This window comes from Mesorhizobium sp. RIZ17 (assembly GCF_051127865.1).
GTDB lineage: Bacteria > Pseudomonadota > Alphaproteobacteria > Rhizobiales > Rhizobiaceae > Mesorhizobium > Mesorhizobium humile.
Window position 1 is genome coordinate 6,467,476 of record NZ_CP147861.1, and the last position, 21,191, is coordinate 6,488,666.

At 63.9% G+C, this 21,191-nt stretch carries 18 protein-coding genes and 1 tRNA gene; 1 reads left to right on the forward strand and 18 read right to left on the reverse strand.

Features of this window, described 5'->3' with window-relative positions; translation table 11 throughout:
• Nucleotides 1-60: 60 nt before the first annotated feature.
• Nucleotides 61-145 (reverse strand) — tRNA-Leu (locus WDX12_RS31555).
• 239 nt (nt 146-384) lie between these two features.
• Here WDX12_RS31555 and lipB point away from each other — a divergent pair.
• Complete coding sequence (gene lipB / locus WDX12_RS31560) at nt 385-1,128, forward strand: lipoyl(octanoyl) transferase LipB (RefSeq protein WP_434723249.1); 744 nt, start codon at nt 385-387, stop codon at nt 1,126-1,128.
• 248 nt (nt 1,129-1,376) lie between these two features.
• Here lipB and WDX12_RS31565 read toward each other — a convergent pair whose 3' ends face one another.
• The 17 genes from WDX12_RS31565 to WDX12_RS31645 form a co-directional block, all read right to left on the reverse strand.
• A complete protein-coding gene (locus tag WDX12_RS31565; RefSeq protein ID WP_434723250.1) occupies nt 1,377-2,627 on the reverse strand; it encodes a site-2 protease family protein in 1,251 nt (416 codons plus the stop codon).
• 825 nt (nt 2,628-3,452) lie between these two features.
• Nucleotides 3,453-4,133: an ABC transporter ATP-binding protein gene (locus WDX12_RS31570; protein WP_320295556.1), complete on the reverse strand. Its 681-nt coding sequence runs from the start codon at nt 4,131-4,133 to the stop codon at nt 3,453-3,455.
• Nucleotides 4,133-5,419, reverse strand: a complete 1,287-nt coding sequence (locus tag WDX12_RS31575) for a lipoprotein-releasing ABC transporter permease subunit (protein WP_434723251.1) — start codon at nt 5,417-5,419, stop codon at nt 4,133-4,135. The genes WDX12_RS31570 and WDX12_RS31575 overlap by 1 nt, the downstream gene beginning before the upstream one ends.
• Nucleotides 5,416-6,744 (reverse strand): proline--tRNA ligase, encoded by a 1,329-nt coding sequence (gene proS / locus WDX12_RS31580; protein ID WP_434723252.1) that lies wholly within the window; start codon nt 6,742-6,744, stop codon nt 5,416-5,418. Before proS ends, WDX12_RS31575 begins: the two co-directional genes overlap by 4 nt.
• Nucleotides 6,745-7,319: 575 nt before the next feature.
• Nucleotides 7,320-7,604 (reverse strand): DUF1467 family protein, encoded by a 285-nt coding sequence (locus WDX12_RS31585; RefSeq protein ID WP_320295248.1) that lies wholly within the window; start codon nt 7,602-7,604, stop codon nt 7,320-7,322.
• Nucleotides 7,601-8,005: a methylmalonyl-CoA epimerase gene (gene mce, locus WDX12_RS31590; protein WP_320295247.1), complete on the reverse strand. Its 405-nt coding sequence runs from the start codon at nt 8,003-8,005 to the stop codon at nt 7,601-7,603. The genes WDX12_RS31585 and mce overlap by 4 nt, the downstream gene beginning before the upstream one ends.
• Nucleotides 8,006-8,106: 101 nt before the next feature.
• Nucleotides 8,107-9,780: a ribonuclease J gene (locus WDX12_RS31595; RefSeq protein WP_434723253.1), complete on the reverse strand. Its 1,674-nt coding sequence runs from the start codon at nt 9,778-9,780 to the stop codon at nt 8,107-8,109.
• A gap of 93 nt (nt 9,781-9,873) precedes the next feature.
• Entirely contained in the window at nt 9,874-10,695 is an 822-nt protein-coding gene (locus WDX12_RS31600) for a biotin--[acetyl-CoA-carboxylase] ligase (RefSeq protein WP_320295245.1), read from the reverse strand.
• A gap of 4 nt (nt 10,696-10,699) precedes the next feature.
• Complete coding sequence (nuoN, locus tag WDX12_RS31605; RefSeq protein ID WP_434723254.1) at nt 10,700-12,136, reverse strand: NADH-quinone oxidoreductase subunit NuoN; 1,437 nt, start codon at nt 12,134-12,136, stop codon at nt 10,700-10,702.
• Between the two features lie 14 nt (nt 12,137-12,150).
• Nucleotides 12,151-13,656, reverse strand: a complete 1,506-nt coding sequence (locus WDX12_RS31610) for an NADH-quinone oxidoreductase subunit M (protein WP_434723255.1) — start codon at nt 13,654-13,656, stop codon at nt 12,151-12,153.
• Nucleotides 13,656-15,629: an NADH-quinone oxidoreductase subunit L gene (nuoL, locus tag WDX12_RS31615; protein ID WP_434723256.1), complete on the reverse strand. Its 1,974-nt coding sequence runs from the start codon at nt 15,627-15,629 to the stop codon at nt 13,656-13,658. Before nuoL ends, WDX12_RS31610 begins: the two co-directional genes overlap by 1 nt.
• An 11-nt stretch (nt 15,630-15,640) precedes the next feature.
• The gene (nuoK, locus tag WDX12_RS31620) at nt 15,641-15,949 is read right to left on the reverse strand and encodes an NADH-quinone oxidoreductase subunit NuoK (protein WP_027168992.1); all 309 of its coding nucleotides are present in this window, start codon (nt 15,947-15,949) and stop codon (nt 15,641-15,643) included.
• A gap of 1 nt (nt 15,950) precedes the next feature.
• Nucleotides 15,951-16,571 (reverse strand): NADH-quinone oxidoreductase subunit J, encoded by a 621-nt coding sequence (locus WDX12_RS31625; protein ID WP_320295241.1) that lies wholly within the window; start codon nt 16,569-16,571, stop codon nt 15,951-15,953.
• Between the two features lie 232 nt (nt 16,572-16,803).
• Complete coding sequence (gene nuoI, locus WDX12_RS31630) at nt 16,804-17,295, reverse strand: NADH-quinone oxidoreductase subunit NuoI (protein WP_217569186.1); 492 nt, start codon at nt 17,293-17,295, stop codon at nt 16,804-16,806.
• The gene (gene nuoH / locus WDX12_RS31635; protein WP_320295240.1) at nt 17,295-18,338 is read right to left on the reverse strand and encodes an NADH-quinone oxidoreductase subunit NuoH; all 1,044 of its coding nucleotides are present in this window, start codon (nt 18,336-18,338) and stop codon (nt 17,295-17,297) included. The genes nuoI and nuoH overlap by 1 nt, the downstream gene beginning before the upstream one ends.
• Nucleotides 18,339-18,340: 2 nt before the next feature.
• Nucleotides 18,341-20,422: an NADH-quinone oxidoreductase subunit NuoG gene (nuoG, locus tag WDX12_RS31640; protein WP_434723257.1), complete on the reverse strand. Its 2,082-nt coding sequence runs from the start codon at nt 20,420-20,422 to the stop codon at nt 18,341-18,343.
• A gap of 74 nt (nt 20,423-20,496) precedes the next feature.
• Entirely contained in the window at nt 20,497-21,180 is a 684-nt protein-coding gene (locus WDX12_RS31645) for an NADH-ubiquinone dehydrogenase (RefSeq protein ID WP_434723258.1), read from the reverse strand.
• Nucleotides 21,181-21,191: the final 11 nt, after the last annotated feature.

The following is a 21,191-nucleotide window of genomic DNA, read 5'->3' on the forward strand; positions in this document are numbered from 1 at the left end:
CGCAGGCAGCGACGAGAACAGTCGCTTGCCGGTGCCGAATTCAGCTGGCTTTAGGAAGAATGGTGCGGTCGAGAAGACTCGAACTTCCACGGGTTGCCCCACAGCGACCTCAACGCTGCGCGTCTACCAATTCCGCCACGACCGCACGTGGTAGGAGCCGGAACCGTCCGGCCCGGGGCCTGTAGCAAATCGTTTCCGGCGAAACAAGTGCGCCGTGCGGAATAATCGCGAATGCATGCCGCCCAAAAGTGCGGAGCGGTTTTGGGAGACCGACATGCATCGGACAAAGCGGCTTGCACACCCCTTCCAGGCCCGGCTTCTCGCCGGCGGAACTGGACGTTTTGGCCGATTGCCGCCATATGAATGGAACATCGAGAAAGTTCCATGACAGAACGCAGCCAGATCGCCACGTCGTTCCTGCCGCTCCCCGGTTCGGCGCCGGTGGAATGGATGATCGAGCCCGGGCTCACCGCCTATCCGGACGCGCTGGCCTTCATGGAGGCGCGCGCCGAAGCGATCCGCAGCGGAACGGCAGGCGAGATGGTCTGGCTGGTCGAGCATCCGCCGCTCTACACCGCCGGCACCAGCGCCCGCAGCGAGGACCTGATCGACCCCGACCGCTTCCCAGTCTTTGCCGCCGGCCGCGGCGGCGAATACACCTATCACGGCCCTGGACAGCGCGTGGCCTATGTGATGCTCGACCTGAAGCGGCGGCGCGAGGATGTGCGCGCCTTCGTCGCGGCGCTCGAGCAATGGATCATCTCCACGCTTGCCGTCTTCAATGTGCGCGGCGAGCGGCGCGAGGACCGCGTCGGTGTCTGGGTGGTGCGGCCGGATCGCCCTGCCCTGCCGGACGGCACGCCGGCCGAGGACAAGATCGCGGCGATCGGCATCCGGCTGCGGCGCTGGGTGAGCTTCCATGGCATCGCTATCAACGTCGAGCCGGACCTCGGCCATTTCGGCGGCATCGTGCCCTGCGGCGTCTCGGATCATGGCGTGACCAGCCTTGTCGATCTTGGACTGCCGGTCACCATGGCCGACCTTGACCTCGCGCTGAAATCGGCGTTCGAGGACGTGTTTGGGCCTGCAGCCGTTCCGGTTGCCGAGCCTGCCCGCAAGGCCGGCTGAGAGTCGCTCCGCCGGGAGTGTGTTGAGATTCGGGTCAGGTCGAGACGAAGTCGAAGACGGGCGCGAAGCGACCGAACAAGGTGGATTCCGAGAACCGGCCTACGCCGGCCGTAGCCTTCATGGAGCGAAGACCCCTATGAGGGCTTCGGCCGGCGAAAGCCGGAGCGGAGCGTACTTGAAGTACGTGAGCACCGGAAGCGCAGGAAGCCGCCGTTTGCAGGCCGACCTCATCTGAAACTCAGCACACTCTACATCAGTTGTGCCGAGGCCCACAGCATGCCGTAGCCATGGATGGCGAAGACGGCGAGCAGCGCGCCGGCAATGGCCAGCCGGTCGAAGGGCCGGATCGGCTTCAGCTCGTGTCGCGGCTTTACGCCGCTGCCCATGGTGATCAGGCTGAGGATCGCGAACACCGCGCCGGCGATCAGCAGGAAGTTCGGTGAGAAACCGGCCTGCCAGCCGAGCGCCAGGAGCGCCGACAAAAGCAGGAAGGACGCCAGCGCGAGTGCCGCCGGACCCGGGCAGATCTGGCGCAACACCTGGCCGCCATCGAATTTCCACACCGGCACCAGATTGGCGATGTTGAACAGCGAGGCGCAGCCGGCAAGCGTGGCCAGGAGCATGGCGGCGAGTCGATGTCCTTCGCCGTTGGCGAAGCCGCTGGCGGCGATCAGCACCGGCACCAGGAAAGCGGAAAAGCCGGCGCCCATAAGCGCCACGAAGGCGACCTCGAAGCGGCTGTCATAGGGCCTGCCGCCGATGGCGATGCCGCCAAGCAGCGGTATGAAGATCATCCGCGCCCGGCGATGCCCGGTCAGCCGGAAGGCGGCCATATGGCCGAGCTCGTGCAGGGCGACTACCGAGGTCAGGATCGCGGCCAGGGTCAGGCCGCCGATATTGAGGCCGAAGAACGGCCACAGGATCAAGGCCGAAAGCACAGCAAAGCCGACCTGGCTCAGCGGATGCTCGAACCAGCCGCCCTTGCGATACGTGCCGGTAGCCGCCCAGACGTCCAGCTTGCGAAGCTCGCGGCGCATGGCGAAGAAACGGAAGATAAGGAACGCAACGCCGCGATAGCGATCGGTCTGGGTAAGCCTGACACGCGTGGCATCGCCCTCGGGCACGAGTTCGGCCGTCTCGCGATAATTCGCCCAGAACGATGGATCGAGCGCCGTGTCGTCGACGACGATCATCGAGAAGTAGCTTCCTTCCTTCACATCCTCGAACCGCGCCTTGCGGTCGATCGGCCGGCCGTCCCGTCCTTCCCAGGAGAGCCGGATCAGCGCCGTCCCCTCGCTGTCCAGGGGCTCGGCGGAAAGGATTTCGCCCGACCACCCGGCATCGCCGCCGAACGGCCACAGCGCCTGCCAGAGGCGATCACGGTCGGCCTTGATTACGCGGCGCGCCGTCACCGTGCGCAGTCCGAGCGGCACGGTCATCAAAAGAAAGATCAGTCCGAGATTGCCGGCCACGAGGGTGACCGTGACGATGACCGACACTTGCCTTCGCTCCCTGTCTTGAAGGAGCAGCCTAACGGCGGCGCGGCCAAGAAAGACTTAACAAACATGGGCGGGCTCTTGCCCGTCCCTGGCGGGCTCTTGCCCGTCCCCGGCGGGCTCTTGCCCGTCCCTGGCGGGCTCTTGCCCGTCCCTGGGCAGGTTCTCGCCCGCCCGAACAAACGGGCGGGCATTTGCCCGTCCCGTATGGCGGCAAGGCCGCCTGATCACATAGCGCCGATCCAGATCGCCATCGAAACGAGAAAGGTGCTCATGCAAACCAGCGAGACGACATCCTGAACCAGATCAGACATAACTCTCTCCGTTGTTGGTATGTTCGTAATTTGTTCTAATTTTGTTCGAATGTCAACGACCATCCTGGCACGACGACAGGCAGAGAATTTTGCACGGTAAATGAAAGGTTAATCGCTCGCTGCGAGGAAGGCGCTGTGCTGCGAGCGCCCCTTAAGGGCCACGAGATCAAACGCTATCGGTTGCCAACCGTCGCGCGCAACGTGCTGATGGATGCCTGTTGTCTTGGCGGCAGGAGCGCTCGAAACCTACGACTGCGGGCAGCCGCAGGTTTCCCGATTGAAGCCCTGGACGCACCGGTATGAGCCGCCATGCGGACATCCGAAAAGCAGGGAGTAAGCGGTCGACAAAGCGACCGCCAGGAACAACAGCACGACAATCCCGAGAATGACCTTTTTCACGGCGGCCTCCGACCGGCGAGAGGCCGCATTCTATCACGTTCGTGACAGAGGCCTCGCGCTGACAAGCGTTGCCGTCGAAACGCCGGCTCCAGGCCCGCGCTGGGTCGACCCGGCCTTAGAGAGGCACCACCTTGCCCTCGGCCAGCGTCACGCGCCGGTCCATGCGCGAGGCGAGCTCATGGTTGTGGGTGGCGATCAGCGCGGCAAGGCCCGACTGCCTGACCAGTGCCTCGAGCGCGTCGAATACATAGGAAGCGGTGACCGGGTCGAGATTGCCGGTCGGCTCGTCGGCCAGGAGCACCAGCGGCGCGTTGGCGACCGCGCGGGCAATGGCGACGCGTTGCTGTTCGCCGCCGGAAAGCTCGGCCGGCCGGTGCTGCGCGCGCTTGCCGATCTGCATGTAGTCGAGAAGCTGGGCTGCCCGTTCCGAGGCGTCCTTGGCGGGAAGCCCCTTGATCAGCTGCGGCATCATGATGTTCTCGAGCGCCGAGAACTCCGGCAGCAAATGATGGAACTGGTAGACGAAGCCGACATCGTTGCGGCGGATCGCGGTGCGCTCGTCGTCCGACAGCCGGCCGCAGGCACGGCCGGCGAGGATCACGTCGCCCGCGTCGGGCCGCTCCAGCAGCCCCGCCGTGTGCAAAAGGGTGGACTTGCCGGTGCCCGACGGCGCCACCAGCGCCACCATCTCGCCGCGCCGGAGCGAAAAGTCGGCGCCGTTCAAAATGGTGAGCTTGCGCGGCCCCTGGACGTAGTGCCGTTCGACGCCCTTCAACTCGATAATGGCCTCGGCCATCATTCGTACCTCAGAGCTTCGACGGGATCGAGCCGGGCGGCCCGCCAGGCCGGGAACACTGTCGCCAGGAACGACAGGGCAAGCGCCATGATCACGACATAGGTCGTCTCGCGCGGATCCATCTTCGCCGGCAGCTGGCTGAGGAAATAGAGCTCGGGATTGAACAGGATCCTGCCGGTCATCCAGGAGAAGAACTGGCGGATCGATTCGATGTTGATGCAGATGACGACGCCGAGCAGCACGCCGGCGATCGTCCCGGTGACGCCGATCGCCGCCCCTGTCATCAGGAAGATGCGCAGGATTGCGCCGCGCGAGGCGCCCATCGTGCGCAGGATGGCGATGTCGTGGCCCTTGTCCTTCACCAGCATGATGAGGCCCGAAATGATGTTGAGCGCCGCCACCAGCACGATCAGCGTGAGAATCATGAACATGACGTTGCGCTCGACCTGCAGCGCCGAGAAGAAGGTCTCGTTGCGCTGGCGCCAGTCGACGAGATCGACCGGCCGCTGCGCCGCCTGCTCGACCAGCGGCTTCAGCGCGTCGACATTGTCGGGATTGTCGACATAGATCTCGATGGTCTGCGCGCGCCCGTCCATGTTGAAATAGAGCTGCGCCTCCGAGAACGGCATGTACACGATCGAACTGTCATATTCCGACATGCCGACCTCGAAGATCGCCACGACCTTGTAGCCCTTCATGCGCGGCGTGGTGCCGAGCGGCGTCACGTCGCCGTCGGGAGAGATCAGCGTGATCGTGTCGCCGAGCACCAGCCCGAGGCTCTCCGCCATCCGCTTGCCGATCGCCACGCCCTCGCCGGTGTCGAAACCGTCGAGCGTGCCCTGCTTGATGTTGCTGGAGACGATCGAAATCTTGCCGAGGTCCTCGCCGCGGATACCGCGCACCAGGGCGCCCGTGCCGCCGCCGACATTGCCTTGCGCCAGCACCTGGCCGTCGATCAGCGGAATGGCGTATTTGACGCCAGCGACGCCGTTGATGCGGCTCGCCACCTGGGCGTAATCCTCCAGCGGCGAATCGAGCGGCTGCACGATGAGATGGCCGTTGACGCCGAGGATGCGGGTGAGCAGTTCTGCGCGAAAACCGTTCATCACGGCCATGACGACGATCAGCGTCGCGACGCCGAGCATAATGCCGAGAAAGGAGATCGAGGCGATGACCGAGATCACCGTTTCCTTGCGCCGCGAGCGCAGGTAGCGCCACGCCACCATGCGCTCGAATCCGGAAAAGGCGCCCGCCCCTGATCTGGCCGCTGTCGCCGCCTCGCTCATGCGGCGATACCCAGGCGCTTCTTGGCCTCGGCGATCGGCAGCGTCTCGCGCTCGCCCGACTTGCGGTTCTTGATCTCGACCTCGCCGGCGGCCACGCCGCGCGGGCCGACGATCACCTGCCACGGCAGGCCGATCAGGTCGGCGGTGGCGAACTTGCCGCCCGGCCGCTGGTCGGTGTCGTCATAGAGCACGTCCTTGCCGGCCGAAGTAAGCGCTGCGTAGAGCTCGTCGCAGACGCGGTCGCATTCGCCGTCGCCGACCTTCATGTTGATCAGGCCAATATCGAAGGGTGCCACCGCCTCCGGCCAGATGATGCCGTTCTCGTCATGGCTCGCCTCGATGATCGCCGCGACCAGCCGCGACGGGCCGATGCCGTAGGAGCCGCCGGAAGCGTAGTGATCCTTGCCGTCGGGGCCGGTCACCTTGGCGTTCATCGGCTTGGAATACTTCTCGCCGAAGTGGAAGATATGGCCGACCTCGATGCCGCGCGCCGAGAGCCGGTCGCCTTCGGCGACTTTCTCCCAGGCCGCCTCGTCATGCATTTCGTCGGTGGCGGCGTAAGGCGTCGTCCATTTCTGCACGATCTCGCCGATCTCGGCATCGTTGGAGAAGTTCGTGCCGGCGCCCGGCACGTCGAGCGACAGATAGGCGCGGTCACAGAACACCTGGCTCTCGCCGGTCTCGGCCAGGATGATGAACTCATGACTGAGATCGCCGCCGATCGGGCCGGTGTCGGCGCGCATCGGAATGGCCTGCAAGCCCATGCGGGTGAACGTCCTGAGGTAGGACACGAACATGCGGTTGTAGGCGGCCCTGGCGCCCTCGAAATCGAGGTCGAAGGAGTAGGCGTCCTTCATCAGGAATTCGCGAGACCGCATGACGCCGAAGCGCGGCCGCACCTCGTCGCGGAACTTCCACTGGATGTGGTAGAGGTTGAGCGGCAGGTCCTTGTAGGACTTCACGTAGGCGCGAAAAATCTCGGTGACCATCTCTTCGTTTGTCGGCCCGTAGAGCATGTCGCGGTCCTGGCGGTCCTTGATGCGCAGCATCTCCTTGCCGTAGTCGTTGTAACGGCCGCTTTCGCGCCACAGATCCGCCGACTGGATGGTCGGCATCAGGATTTCCAGCGCGCCGGCGCGGTCCTGTTCCTCGCGGATGATCCGGCAGACCTTGTCCAACACGCGCTTGCCCAATGGCAGCCACGAAAAGCTGCCCTGCCCTTGCTGGCGGATCATACCGGCGCGCAGCATCAACCGGTGCGAGACGATTTCGGCCTCGCGGGGATTTTCTTTGAGGATGGGCAGGAAATAGCGCGACAAACGCATGGACTGGTCCGTGAATGAAGATGGCGGCGCGGGGAATCGGCGCACCTCAGGCTGCTTGCCCGGGTTTCATAGCCATTTCATGGCCGAATGGAAACCCGAGTGCCCCAAAGTATCGGGGCCTTCTGCACCTTACCAAAAAGGCGATTTTGGCCGCAAAGTGCCGCAAATGGCTTTTTGATCGATTCACAAGCAAGCCCTGCCGCACTATTGTGCAGTGCAGCACGATATTGCCTGTTTCGAGGCAAAATTCTTCGTGACATTTTCACCTGCCTTGGTCTAGTGTGCCCCGATAACCGAGAGGGCGGAGAAAAATCTGCTCTCCTACGCGGTCAAAGTCTTGGGAGGATGCGATCTAGGCGCGGTAACTCGCTGCCGCCGGACACCGGAAACGGATCGGACGCGTTTAAATTGCAAGGCCTCGTGCCTTGCATTTTTTTTGTGCAATCATCTGCTTAGCACAGCCATCTGCCAAACAGCATTAGCCATGGATAGCTGCCGAATTCGGAAGCCGGCTTCCGAATTCAACCTTGGCGCGCGTATGCTCTTCAATACTTGCGGAAACTGTATCTTCAGCGTCAGTGACTGCCGTTCGGACTAAAGTCCGGCATGATCCGCATGATGTCGTCGAAGCTGAATCCCAGGCCCATCGTAAGACCGTAGAGAACGCCCATCACGATCACCGTCACGATCGTCGCGCGGATGAAGGCGCGCAGCATATGCGGGCCGCGCGGTGCGCTGGAAACGGTGCCGAGCGTGACATCCTGGTCGTCGTCCTGGGTGCGCAGGCTGAACGGAAGAACAACGAACAGCACCAGCCACCAGGTGACGAAGAACAGCGCGGCGAACAGAATCCAGTTCATGCCTGCTCCAGTTCGACGAGCGTGCCGAAGAAATCCTTGGGATGCAGGAACAGCACCGGCTTGCCATGCGCGCCGATCTTCGGGTTGCCGTCGCCCAGCACGCGCGCGCCGCTTTGTTTCAAATGATCGCGAGCGGCCAGGATATCGTCAACCTCATAGCAGACGTGATGCATGCCGCCGGAGGGGTTCTTCTCGAGGAACGCGGCGATGGGCGAAGCCTCGCCCAGCGGCTCCAGCAGCTCGATCTTGGTGTTGCCGACATCGACGAACACGACGGTGACCCCATGTTCCGGCAGCGCCTGCGGCGCGCTCAACCGCGCGCCCAGCGTATCGCGATAGGCGGCCATCGCCGCGGCCAGATCCGGCACGGCAAGCGCGACATGGTTCAGGCGTCCAAGCATTGGTTCACTCCAAGGGGAGTAGTGAGTAGTCAGTAGTGAATGGTGAATGGTACCGAACAGCGGGCATCACTATTCACTATTCACTATTCACTATTCACTATTCACCACCTGGTCACAAACACCGTCACCAGCGGCTTCTTGCCCCAGGCTTCGTTGGCGGCGCCGCGCACGGCACGGCGCACCGCTTCCTGCACCAGGTCGAGGTCTTTTCGGCGCTGGCGCGGAATGGAGTCCACCGCGCCGATTGCTGCATCGAGCATCAGGTCCTCCAGCGTCTCGCCGCGGGCATCGGCCTCGGCGACGCCGATCGCCACCAGGTCGGGGTCGCCGGCAAGCTCATATTTGTCGTCGAGCACGACATTGACCGCGACATGGCCGGCAAAGGAAAGCTTGCGGCGGTCGCGTATGCCCATCGCCTGGTCGGTGCCGATCAGATTGCCATCCTTGTAGAGCCGGCCGAACGGCACCTGGTCGATGATCGTGGCGGGACCGGGCCAGAGCCGAAGCATGTCGCCGTCGCGCACCTGCGCCACCTGGCCGATGCCCGAGATCGACATCAGCGAGCCCTGCGCCACCAGATGCGCCGCCTCGCCATGCACGGGAACGCCGATCTGCGGCCGCACCCACTCATACATCTTGCGCAATTCGCTGCGCCGCGGATGGCCGGAGACGTGCACCAGCGCGTCGCCGTCCTCGATGATCTTCATGCCGAGGTCGATCAGCCGGTTCTTGATCTCGAGGATCGCTTTTTCGTTGCCGGGAATGGTGCGCGAGGAAAACACCACCGTATCGCCGGCCGTCAGCGCCACCGACTTCATCTCGTCGCGCGAAAGCTTTGCAAGCGCCGCCAGCGGCTCGCCCTGGCTGCCGGTGCAGATGATCACCAGGTTCTCGCGCGGGATATAGCCGTAGTCTTCCTCGGCGATGAACTCCGGCAGGCCGTCCATGTAGCCGAGCTCGCCCGCCACATCGATGACGCGCTTCAGCGAGCGGCCGAGCACCAGGCACTGCCTGCCGGCGTCGCGCGCCGCCCTGGCGATCGAGACGATGCGCCCGACATTGGAGGAGAAGGTGGTGACCGCGACGCGGCCCTTGGCTTTCTCGATGACGCCCTTGAGGCCTTCGCCGACCGCCACTTCCGAGGGCGACTCCCCTTCCCTCAGCGCGTTGGTGGAATCGCAGATCAGCGCCAGAACGCCCTTGTCGCCATAGGCGCGGAAACGCGCCTCGTCGGTCATCGGGCCGATCGTCGGCGCCGGGTCGATCTTCCAGTCGCCGGTGTGGATGACGGTGCCTGCGGGCGTGGTGATCGCCAGCGACATCGGCTCGGGGATCGAATGCGCCACCGGAATGGCCTCGATCTCGAACGGTCCGACGGTGAATTTCTCGCCCGCACGGTAGATCGACGCCGGTATCTTCGGGGCGTTCTGCTCGCCCTGCCGCTTGGCTTCGAGCAGGCCGGCGGTGAACGGCGTCATCCATACAGGCGCCTTGAGCTTCGGCCAGATATCGAGCAGCGCGCCGTAATGGTCCTCATGCGCATGGGTGATCACGACGCCGCGCAGCCCGTCGATATTCTCCTCGATGAAGCGCGTATCGGGCAGGATGAGATCGACGCCGGGATGCGCGCTGTCGGGGAAGGTGACGCCGACATCGACGATGATCCACTCGCGCGCGTCGGCGGGCCCATAGCCGTAGAGGGCGAAGTTCATGCCGATCTCGCCGACGCCGCCCAGCGGCGCGAAGACGAGCTCGGCGTTTTCCTTATTCGCCATGAATTCTTTCCTTCCTGGCCGTCAGGCCAAGCCGTTGGAGCAATGCCGGGAAATGCGTGTCACGGTTTCCGTCCGGAATTGCACTGAACAAAATTATACCCGGGCCGAGGCGACAGCGCCGAAATGCACGTCGCCGGCCGCGATCGTCAAAACCGATCCCTTATCGTCGCGGATCACGAAACGGCAGTCCTCGTCAATGGTCTCGAAGACGCCGCGCACCACATTGCCGTCAATTCTGACAGCAACCTCGCCGCCGAGGCCCGCCGCACGGCCAAGCCAGCGCTTTCTGATGGCATCGAGCCCGCGCCCGTTATCCCACATCCGGGCATTCTCGCTCCAGGCATCCGAAAGCGCCAGGAACAGGATCTCGGCGTCGCACTCGGCACCCAATGCCTGCAGCGACGTCGCCGGATAAGGCAAGTCCTCGGGATAGGCCACGACATTGACGCCTATGCCGACGGCGACTGCAAAACGGCCGCCCTCCAGCATCGCCGATTCCAGCAATATGCCGGCAAGCTTGGCGCCCGAAGCCAGCACGTCGTTCGGCCACTTCAGTTCGAAGCGGTTGCGGCCCTGGCTCGCGCCATCCAAGGCGACGGCGATCCGGCCCTTCGGCACGACGGCGTCGAGCGCGTCGGCCAGCGCCAACCCTGCGACAAAGCCGAGCGTCGCGGCAAGCCGCAGCTCGCCGCCCGGAACCAGAAGCAGTGTCGCCGCGAGATTGCCTTCAGGCGTTGCCCAGACACGGCCACGGCGGCCGCGACCGCTTTCCTGCTTCTTCGAAACGACCCAGAGCTTGCCGGGATCGCCGGCGCGCGCATGATCCAGCGCCAGCGCGTTGGTCGAGCCGACGCTGTCATGCGCCTCGAGCCGGAACCCTTCCGACGCCGCGGTTGGAGCCAGCCGAAATGCCATCCCTTCAGAAGAAGGTCTTGGCGGCGGCTTCGGCATAGCTGCCGATCGGCCCGCCGATCAGCACATAGAACAGCACGAAGGCGCCGCTGACGCCGAGCACGAGACGCAGCTCGCTGGCCATCGGCACGAAACCGCCGACCGGCTCGTCGAACCACATGATCTTGATGATGCGCAGATAGTAGTAGGCGCCCACCACCGAGGCCAGCACGCCGATGATCGCCAGCGCGTAGAGATGCGCGTTGATGGCGGCGAGGAACACATACCACTTCCCCCAGAACCCCGCGAGCGGCGGAATGCCGGCCAGCGAGAACATCAAGATAGTGAGGATGGTGGCCATGATCGGGTTGGTCGAGGACAGGCCGGCGAGATCGCTGATCTGCTCGACATTGCCTTCCTTGCGCCGCATCGCGAGGATGAAGGCGAAGGTTCCCAGCGTCATCACCAGATAGATCAGCATGTAGATGGCGACGCCGCGCACGCCGGCCTGGCTGTTGGCGGCAAGGCCGACCAGCGCATAACCCATATGGCCGATCGAGGAATAGGCCATCAGGCGCTTGATGTTGGTCTGGCCGATGGCCGCGAATGCGCCGAGCGCCATCGAGGCAATCGAGATGAAGACGATGATCTGCTGCCAGTCGGCGGCGATCGGCTTGAACGCGCCCATGGTGACGCGCACGATCAGCGCCATCGCCGCCATCTTCGGCGCCGCCGCCAGGAAAGCGGTGATCGGCGTCGGCGCGCCCTCATAGACGTCCGGCGTCCACATATGGAACGGCACGGCCGAGATCTTGAAGGCAAGGCCGGCAAGCACGAACACCAGGCCGAAGACGAGGCCGAGCTGGCGCTCGCCGCTGGAGAGCGCCGTCGCGATCTCCTGGAAACCGGTGTTGCCGGTGTAGCCGTAGACGAGGCTGATGCCGTAAAGCAGCATGCCCGACGACAGCGCGCCGAGAACAAAATACTTCAGGCCCGCCTCGGTCGAGCGCAGATTGTCGCGGTTGATCGCCGCCAGCACGTAGATCGCCAGCGACTGCAGCTCGAGCCCGAGATAGAGCCCGATCATGCCGTTGGCCGAGATCATCAGCAGCATGCCGAGCGTGCAGAGCAGGATCAGCACCGGGAATTCGAACTTGTCGAAATGTTCCTGACGCGCAAAGCGCATCGACATGACCAGCGTCACCGCCGAACCGATCAGCGCCAGCATCTTCATGAAGGCGCTGAAGGAATCCTGCACGAAGGCGCCGCCATAGGCAGCGCCCCGCCCGCCGGAGAAGGCAAGCCACAGGCCGGCCACCACCAGCACGAGCACGGCCAGACCGGTCACGGTCATGGTGTTGTTGGAGCGCGAATAGGCTCCGATCATCAGGAGCACCAGCGCGCCGACGGCCAGGATCAGTTCCGGCGTCGAGAGCGAAAAGCTGGAGAGAAGGTCCGGCGTCATGGTCTATTCCCCAGTCAGTTCGCCGCCGCGGTCTGCGCGGAATTGATGGATGCGGTGACGTTGGTGACGAGCGTCTTGACCGACTGGGCCGTCGCGTCGAACACCGGCGCCGGATAGACGCCGAAGAAGATCACCAGCACCACCAGCGGGTAGATGATCGCCTTCTCGCGCGGCGACAGGTCGAGCAGGTTCTTCAGGCTGTCCTTGGTCAGCGCGCCGAAGATCACCCGCCGATAGAGCCACAGCGCGTAGGCCGCCGACAGGATGACGCCGGTTGCGGCGAAGAAGGCCACCCAGGTGTTGACCTTGAACACGCCGAGCATGGTCAGGAATTCGCCGATGAAGCCGCTGGTGCCCGGAAGGCCGACATTGGCCATGGTGAAGATCATGAACACGGTAGCGTATTTCGGCATGTTGTTGACCAGGCCGCCATAGGCGTCGATTTCGCGCGTGTGCATGCGATCGTAGATGACGCCGACGCACAGGAACAGCGCGCCCGAGACGAGGCCGTGGCTGAGCATCTGGAAGATCGCGCCCTGCACGCCTTCCTGGTTCATCGCAAAGATGCCCATGGTGACGAAGCCCATGTGCGCGACCGACGAATAGGCGATCAGCTTCTTCATGTCCTCCTGCATCAGCGCCACCAGCGAGGTGTAGATGATGGCGACGACGGAGAGCGTGAACACCAGCGGCGCGAACATCGCCGACGCTTCCGGGAACATCGGCAGCGAGAAGCGCAGGAAGCCGTATCCGCCCATTTTCAGCAAGATAGCGGCCAGGATGACCGAGCCCGCGGTCGGCGCCTCGACGTGGGCGTCGGGCAGCCAGGTGTGCACCGGCCACATCGGCATCTTCACCGCGAAGGAGGCGAAGAAGGCGAGCCACAGCCAGGTCTGCATGTTGGCCGGGAAGTGATGCGTCAGGAGCGTCGGGATGTCGGTGGTGCCCGACTGGAAGAACATCGCCATGATGGCGAGCAACATCAGCACCGAACCGGCCAGCGTATAGAGGAAGAACTTGAACGAGGCATAGACGCGGCGCTTGCCGCCCCAGACGCCGATGATGATGAACATCGGAATCAGGCCGGCCTCGAAGAAGACGTAGAACAGGACGATGTCGAGCGCGCAGAACACGCCGATCATCAGCGTCTCGAGGATCAGGAAGGCGATCATATAGGCCTTGACCCGCTTCTCGATCGCTTCCCACGAGGCGAGGATGCAGAACGGCATCAGGAAGGTCGTCAGGATGACGAACAGCATCGAGATGCCGTCGACGCCCAGATGATAGGAGATGCCCGAATCCAGCCAGGCGTGCTTCTCGACGAACTGGAAGCCGGCCTGCGAATTGTCGAAGCCGGTCCAGATGAACAGCGAGACGACGAAGGTGAACGCCGTCGTGATGAAGGCGATGGCGCGGATGTTGCGGCGCGCGTTTTCGCTGTCGTCGCGGATGAACAGGATGAGCAGAACACCAACCAGCGGCAGGAAGGTGACCAGCGAGAGGATTGGCCAGTCGGTCATCAGAGCATCATCCAGGTGACGAGAGCGGCCACGCCGATCAGCATGGCGAAAGCGTAGTGGTAGAGATAGCCGGTCTGCAGCTTGACGACGCGGTTGGTGACGTCGACGACGCGCGCCGAGATGCCGTCCGGGCCGAGCCCGTCGATGATCGTGCCGTCACCGGTCTTCCACAGGAACCTGCCGAGGCGCTTGGCCGGCTGCACGAACAGGAAGTCGTAGAGCTCGTCGAAATACCACTTGTTGAGCAGGAAGCCGTAAAGCAGGCGATGATTGGCGGCGACGCTTCTGGGCAGTTCCGGTGTGCGGATGTAGAACTTCCAGGCAACCGCCAAACCGATGATCATGGCGACGAAGGGCGCCAGTTCCACCCACAGCGGCAGCTCGTGGATCTCGTGCAGGATGTGGTTGTCCGGCAGCGTGAACAGCGACGCCTTCCAGAACTCGGCATAGCCCTCGCCGATGAAGGCGCCGTGGAAGATGATGCCCGCGAACAGCGCACCGGCGGCGAGCACATAGAGCGGCACCAGCATCACCGGTGGCGATTCATGGACGTGATGCATGACCTCGTGGCTGGCGCGTGGCTCACCGTGGAAGGTCATGAAGATCAGCCGCCAGGAATAGAAGCTGGTGAAGCAGGCGGCGACCACCAGCAGGATGAACGCGAAGGCCGCGACCGCGTTGTGGCTGGCAAACGAGGTCTCGATGATGGCGTCCTTGGAGAAGAAGCCGGCAGTGCCGATCACCGTAGCCGGAATGCCGACGCCGGTCAGCGCCAGCGTGCCGATCACCATCATCCAGTAGGTGGCGGGGATGAGCTTCCTGAGCCCGCCCATCTTGCGCATGTCCTGCTCGTCGGACACGGCGTGGATGACCGAGCCGGAGCCGAGGAACAGCAGCGCCTTGAAGAAGGCGTGCGTGAACAGATGGAAGATCGCCGCGCCATAGGCGCCGACGCCGAGCGCCACGAACATGTAGCCGAGCTGCGAGCAAGTCGAATAGGCGATGACGCGCTTGATGTCGTTCTGGACGAGGCCGACGGTTGCCGCGAAGAAGGCGGTGAAGGCACCGATGAAGGTGACGACGGTCAGCGCCGTATGCGACAGCTCGAACAGCGGCGACAGCCTCGCCAGCATGAACACACCGGCGGTCACCATGGTCGCCGCGTGGATGAGCGCGGAGACCGGGGTCGGGCCTTCCATCGCGTCCGGCAGCCAGGTGTGCAGCGGCACCTGCGCCGACTTGCCCATGGCGCCCATGAAGAGCAGCAGGCAGACCACCGTCAGCGCCGCCTGCTTGTCGAGCGCATGGCCGAGGAAGGTGAGCACGGCGGCACCGGCCGGCGCGCCTTCGGCCGGCAGGTAGGTGGCCGCATTGGCGAAGATGGTGCCCAGGTTGACCGAGCCGAACAGCACGAACACGCCGAAGATGCCGAGCGCGAAGCCGAAGTCGCCGACGCGGTTGACGACGAAAGCCTTGATCGCCGCCGCATTGGCCGACGGCTTCTTGTACCAGAAGCCGATCAGCAGATAGGAGGCGAGACCGACGCCTTCCCAGCCGAAGAACATCTGGATGAGGTTGTCGGCCGTCACCAGCATCAGCATGGCAAAGGTGAACAGCGACAGATAGGCGAAGAAGCGCGGCCGGTTCGGATCGTGGTGCATGTAGCCGATCGAATAGATGTGAACCAGCGCAGACACCGTGTTGACCACGACCAGCATCACCACCGTCAGCGTGTCGACCCTCAGCGCCCAGGAGGCGTCGATGCCGCCCGACTGGATCCAGCGCAGCACCGGCACAGTGAACACCTCGCCATGGCCGAAGCCGACGGTGAAAAAGGCGATCCACGACAGCACCGCCGCGATCACCAGGAAACCGGAGGTGATGTATTCGGAAGCCTTGGCGCCGAGCGAATTGCCGAACAGGCCGACAATCAGGAAGCCAAGCAGCGGAAGGAAGACGATAGCCTGATACATGATGGTTCCCGTCAACCCTTCATCGCGCTCACGTCTTCGACCGCGATCGAGCCGCGGTTGCGGAAGAAGACGACAAGAATGGCAAGACCGATCGCGGCTTCCGCGGCCGCGACCGTCAGCACGAACAGGGCGAAGACCTGTCCGACGAGGTCATGCAGCGCCGCCGAGAACGCGACGAAATTGATGTTGACCGCGAGCAGGATGAGCTCGATCGACATCAGGATGACGATGATGTTGCGGCGGTTCAGGAAGATGCCGAACACGCCGAGCGTGAACAGGATCGCCGATACGGTCAGGTAATGTGCAATGCCGACGACCATCTCAGATGCCCTCGCCCGATTTGACCTTGCGGATTTCCATGCCCGTCGCCGGCGTGCGGCCGACCTGCGCGGCGATCGACTGCCGCTTGACGCCTTCCTTGTGGCGCAGCGTCAGCACGATGGCGCCGATCATGGCGACCAAGAGCACCAGGCCGGAAATCTGGAAGTAATAGAGGTAGTCCGTATAGAGGATATCGCCGAGCGCGGCCGTGTTGGAGCGCGCGGCGAGGTCCGGCGTTGCCTTGGCGACCGTCGAGGCAAGCTGCGGCGCGAATGTGTAGCCGCCGAGCACGACGATCAGCTCCGCCGCCAGGATCAGCCCGACCATCGCGCCGATCGGCGCATATTGCAGGGCGCCCTGCTTCATCTCGGCGAAGTCGACGTCGAGCATCATGACGACGAACAGGAACAGCACCATGACCGCGCCGACATAGACGACGAGCAGGATCATCGCCAGGAACTCGGCGCCGGTCAGCATGAACAGGCCCGCGGCGTTGAAGAAGGTGAGGATCAGGAACAGCACGGAATGCACGGGGTTGCGCGACGAAATGACCATGAAGGCCGACGCCACGGCGATAAAGGCGAAGAGGTAGAAGAAGGCCGCCTCTAGTCCACTCAGCATGGGTTCCCCCGGGTTCCTGTCCGAACAGGACGTTCGTCCTGTTTGATTTTTGCGACCGCCTCCGGCCGGCAAGTTGCGTGTTCCTATCGCATGTTTCGATCGGGTTGAAAGACCCGATCGAAAGAAACATGCGACACTCTTTCATTCCGGAGGATGATCTTGTCCGAAAAGTCTGCAACTTTTCGGGATCATCCTCTGGACGAGGCCCCTCGCCCCGTCCATGCGTCAAATGTCAGCGATAGGGCGAGTCCAGCGCGATGTTGCGCGCCAACTCCCGCTCCCAGCGATCGCCGTTCGCGAGCAGCTTTTCCTTGTTGTAGTAAAGCTCCTCGCGCGTCTCGGTCGCGAATTCGAAATTCGGCCCCTCGACGATGGCGTCGACCGGGCAGGCTTCCTGGCAGAAGCCGCAATAGATGCACTTCACCATGTCGATGTCGTAGCGCACGGTGCGGCGCGTGCCGTCATTGCGGCGCGGGCCGGCTTCGATGGTGATGGCCTGCGCCGGGCAGATCGCCTCGCAGAGCTTGCAGGCGATGCAGCGTTCCTCGCCGTTCGGGTAACGGCGCAGCGCATGTTCGCCACGGAAGCGCGGGCTGATCGGCCCCTTCTCGTGCGGATAGTTGATCGTTTCCTTCGGCGCGAAGAACTGGCGCATCGAAAGGAAGAACGCGCTGACGAAATCCTTCAGCAGCAGCGATTTTGCGGCCTGGGCCAGAGCGGACATCACGCAAACCCCGTGATCTTGAGGAACGCCGCGGTGGCCACGACCATGAACAGCGAGATCGGCAGGAAGACTTTCCAGCCCAGCCGCATCAGCTGGTCGTAGCGGTAGCGCGGCACGAAAGCCTTCACCATCGAGAACATGAAGAACATCAGGCAGATCTTCAGCACGAACCAGATCACCCCCGGCACCCAGGTGAAGGGCGCGAAGTTGAACGGCGGCAGCCAGCCGCCGAGGAACAGGATGGTCGCCAGCGCGCACATCAGGACGACGGCGACATACTCGCCGAGGAAGAAAAGCAGGAACGGCGTCGACGAATATTCGACCATGTGGCCGGCGACGAGTTCCGATTCCGCCTCCACCAGATCGAAAGGCGGGCGGTTCGTTTCGGCGAGCGCAGAGATGAAGAACACCACGAACATCGGCAACAGCGACAGCCAGTGCCAGTCGAGGAAGGTATTGGGCAGGCCGAGCCTGGTGCCGAGGCCGTCCTGCTGCGCCATGACGATGTCGGAGAGGTTGAGCGAGCCGACAGTGAGCAGCACGGTGACGATGACGAAGCCGATCGAGACCTCGTAGGACACCATCTGCGCGGCCGAGCGCAGCGCGCCCAGGAACGGGTATTTCGAATTGGACGCCCAGCCGCCCATGATCACGCCATACACCTCAAGCGAGGAGATGGCGAAGACATAGAGGATGCCGACATTGATGTTGGCGATCGCCCAGCCCTCATTGACCGGAATGACCGCCCAGGCCGAAATCGCCAGCACCGCCGAGACCAGCGGGGCCAGCAGGAACACGCCCTTGTTGGCGCCCGACGGGATCACCGGCTCCTTGAAGACGAATTTCAAAAGGTCGGCGAAGGCCTGCAGCGTGCCCCACGGGCCGACGACGTTCGGGCCGCGCCGCAATTGCACCGCCGCCCAGATCTTGCGGTCGGCGTAGAGCAGGTAGGCGACGCCGATCAGAAGGACGACGATCAGCACGACCGACTTCAACAGGATCAGCAGCGCCGGCAGCACGTAGAAGGAGAAGAACGTTTCCATGCTTATTCCGCCGCCTGCTTGAAGCCGCTCTTGGCCAGCGCCGAGCATTCGGCCATCACGGCCGACGCCCGCGCGATCGGGTTGGTGAGATAGAAGTCCTTCACCGGCGAGGTGAAGGTGCCCTTGTTCAGTCGGCCGCCGAGCTTCGCCACCTTGGCGATGTCGTCGCCGCTGCCGGCCTGCACCTGGTCGATACGGGCAAGATGCGGGAATTCGCCATAGAGCTTGGCGCGCAGCTGCGCCAGCGAATCGAAGGGCAGCTTCTTGCCGAGCACGTCGGAGAGCGCCCGCACGATCGCCCAGTCCTCGCGGGCCTCGCCAGGAGCGAAGCCGGCGCGATTGGTCTGCTGCACGCGGCCTTCCGTGTTGACAAAGGTGCCGGACTTCTCGGTGTAGGCGGCGGCCGGCAGGATGACATTGGCGCGGTGCGCGCCGGCATCGCCATGCGTGCCGATATAGACGACGAACGCGCCACCGGTCCTGGCCATGTCGATCTCGTCGGCGCCGAGCAGGAAGAGCACGTCGGTGTCGCCCAGCATGCCGGCGACGTCCTTGCCGCCCTCGCCCGGCACGAAGCCGACGTCGAGGCCGCCGACTCTTGCCGCCGCGTTGTGCAGCACCGCAAAGCCGTTCCACTCGGCCGTGAACGCGTTGACGGCGGCCGCGAGCTTCGCCGCCTGGCCGAGCACCGCGGCGCCGTCGGCACGTGCCAGCGCGCCCTGGCCGACGATGATCAACGGATGCGTGGCCTTGCTCAGCACTTCGAAGAATTTGCCGGTGCCGTCGGCCAGCCCTTTCAGGGATTCCGGACCGGCGCCGATGAGCTCATAGTCGTAGCGCGTGTCGCCGATCTCGCCGATGACGCCGACCGGCAGATTGCCGACGCGCCAGCGCTTGCGGATGCGCGCGTTGAGCACCGAGGCCTCGAAGCGCGGATTGGCGCCGATGATCAGCACCGCGTCGGCCTGCTCGATGCCCTCGATGGTCGGGTTGAAGATGTAGCTGGCGCGGCCGAGCGACGGATCGAGCGCGGCGCCATCCTGGCGGCAGTCGATGTTTTTCGAGCCGAGCGCCGCCATCAGCAGCTTGAGCGCGTAGATTTCCTCGACCGCCGCGAGGTCGCCGGCGATTGCGCCGATCCGCTCGGGCGCGGTCTTGGCCACCTGTTCCTTGATCGCGGCGAAGGCTTCCGCCCAGCTTGCCGGTGCCAGCTTGCCGTTCTTGCGCACATAGGGACGGTCGAGACGCTGCGTGCGCAGGCCATCCCAGATGAAGCGGGTCTTGTCGGAGATCCACTCCTCGTTCACCTGTTCGTTGACGCGCGGCAGGATGCGCATCACCTCGCGACCACGGCTGTCGACGCGGATCGCCGAACCGACGGCGTCCATGACGTCGATCGATTCCGTCTTGGTCAGTTCCCACGGCCGCGCCTGGAAGGCGAACGGCTTGGAGGTCAGCGCGCCGACCGGGCAAAGGTCGATGACGTTGCCCTGCAGTTCCGACGTCATCGCCTGTTCGAGATAGGTGGTGATCTCGGCATCCTCGCCGCGGCCGATCAGGCCGAGCTCGGAAATGCCGGCGACCTCGGTGGTGAAGCGGACGCAGCGCGTGCAATGGATGCAGCGGTTCATCACCGTCTTGACCAGCGGGCCGATATACTTGTCTTCGACCGCGCGCTTGTTCTCGTGATAGCGCGAGGAATCGACGCCGAAGGCCATCGCCTGGTCCTGCAGGTCGCATTCGCCGCCCTGGTCGCAGATCGGGCAATCCAACGGATGGTTGATCAGCAGGAATTCCATCACGCCTTCGCGGGCCTTCTTGACCATCGGCGTGTTGGTGAAGATTTCCGGCGGCTCGCCGTTCGGACCGGGGCGCAGGTCGCGCACGCCCATGGCGCAGGACGCCTGCGGCTTGGGCGGACCGCCCTTCACCTCGATCAGGCACATGCGGCAATTGCCGGCGATGGACAGCCGCTCATGGAAGCAGAAGCGCGGCACTTCCGCGCCGGCGTCCTCGGCCGCCTGCAGCAGCGTGTAATGGTCGGGTACCGTGATCTCTTTCCCGTCGACCTTTAGCTTTGCCATTCGCCTCAAACCCTCGCGGATGTTCCGCAATCCGTTTTGCCGGACGTGGCTTCCGCCGCGCCCGGCATTTCAATTCAATTCGTCGCGGCGAGCGCCGCCGCCTGCGCAGTCCAGTCGTCGCGGCCGATGCGGCCGGCGAGCGACAGGTAATCCTCCACCCAGGCGATCTCTTCCGACGTCCAGGCGGCGATCTGGCCATAGGTCCAGATGCCGAGGCCGTTGAGCACCTTCTCCAGCTTCGGTCCGATACCCGAAATCGCCTTCAGGTCCGACGGCGCCGCCGGCTTGTCGAGCGCCTTCGGCTGCCTGAAATCCTCGGGCATCAGCCCGGTCGGGGCCGGTTGGGCGACGATATCGGCCCCGGTCGCGTCAAGCGCCTTCTCGGTCGCGTTCGCCGCGATATCGGTCACGTCCCTGGCGAAGGTCTGCGCCCTGGCGATCAGCGTCTCGGTCGCCTTGCGCGCCTTGGACGCGTTGGCGGCCGCTTCGTTCTGTGCCTCGAGGTCGTCGAGGAAAGGCTGGAACATGCGCTGCGAGGCTTCCATCGCGCCGGTGAAGGCGCCCATCCACATGCCGACGGCATGGTTGGCAAGACCGATGCTGAGCGCCGACATCGCCGCCGCGCCCGCGACCGGATGCGCGAAGAGGTTGACGGCGCTGGCCATCTCCTTCGGCATCATCTTGGTCAGGTCCTGGTTCATCTTCTCGAGCTGGTCCAAATCAGGCATGAACGGATAGGGTATCGAATACGGCGCCATAGAGATCTCCT

Coding starts and splice junctions, on each gene's coding strand:
- nuoI (WP_217569186.1), bottom strand. CDS start 17,295: ATGTCCGCTCTGGCCCAGGCCGCAAAATCGCTGCTGCTGAAGGATTTC.
- mce (WP_320295247.1), bottom strand. CDS start 8,005: ATGCTTGGACGCCTGAACCATGTCGCGCTTGCCGTGCCGGATCTGGCC.
- WDX12_RS31575 (WP_434723251.1), bottom strand. CDS start 5,419: ATGAGCGAGGCGGCGACAGCGGCCAGATCAGGGGCGGGCGCCTTTTCC.
- WDX12_RS31585 (WP_320295248.1), bottom strand. CDS start 7,604: ATGAACTGGATTCTGTTCGCCGCGCTGTTCTTCGTCACCTGGTGGCTG.
- WDX12_RS31645 (WP_434723258.1), bottom strand. CDS start 21,180: ATGGCGCCGTATTCGATACCCTATCCGTTCATGCCTGATTTGGACCAG.
- nuoN (WP_434723254.1), bottom strand. CDS start 12,136: ATGACGCCGGACCTTCTCTCCAGCTTTTCGCTCTCGACGCCGGAACTG.
- proS (WP_434723252.1), bottom strand. CDS start 6,744: ATGCGTTTGTCGCGCTATTTCCTGCCCATCCTCAAAGAAAATCCCCGC.
- WDX12_RS31610 (WP_434723255.1), bottom strand. CDS start 13,656: ATGACCGACTGGCCAATCCTCTCGCTGGTCACCTTCCTGCCGCTGGTT.
- WDX12_RS31595 (WP_434723253.1), bottom strand. CDS start 9,780: ATGGCGAATAAGGAAAACGCCGAGCTCGTCTTCGCGCCGCTGGGCGGC.
- WDX12_RS31600 (WP_320295245.1), bottom strand. CDS start 10,695: ATGGCATTTCGGCTGGCTCCAACCGCGGCGTCGGAAGGGTTCCGGCTC.
- nuoK (WP_027168992.1), bottom strand. CDS start 15,949: ATGGTCGTCGGCATTGCACATTACCTGACCGTATCGGCGATCCTGTTC.
- WDX12_RS31625 (WP_320295241.1), bottom strand. CDS start 16,571: ATGCTGAGTGGACTAGAGGCGGCCTTCTTCTACCTCTTCGCCTTTATC.
- nuoG (WP_434723257.1), bottom strand. CDS start 20,422: ATGGCAAAGCTAAAGGTCGACGGGAAAGAGATCACGGTACCCGACCAT.
- nuoL (WP_434723256.1), bottom strand. CDS start 15,629: ATGTATCAGGCTATCGTCTTCCTTCCGCTGCTTGGCTTCCTGATTGTC.
- lipB (WP_434723249.1), top strand. CDS start 385: ATGACAGAACGCAGCCAGATCGCCACGTCGTTCCTGCCGCTCCCCGGT.
- nuoH (WP_320295240.1), bottom strand. CDS start 18,338: ATGGAAACGTTCTTCTCCTTCTACGTGCTGCCGGCGCTGCTGATCCTG.
- WDX12_RS31570 (WP_320295556.1), bottom strand. CDS start 4,133: ATGGCCGAGGCCATTATCGAGTTGAAGGGCGTCGAACGGCACTACGTC.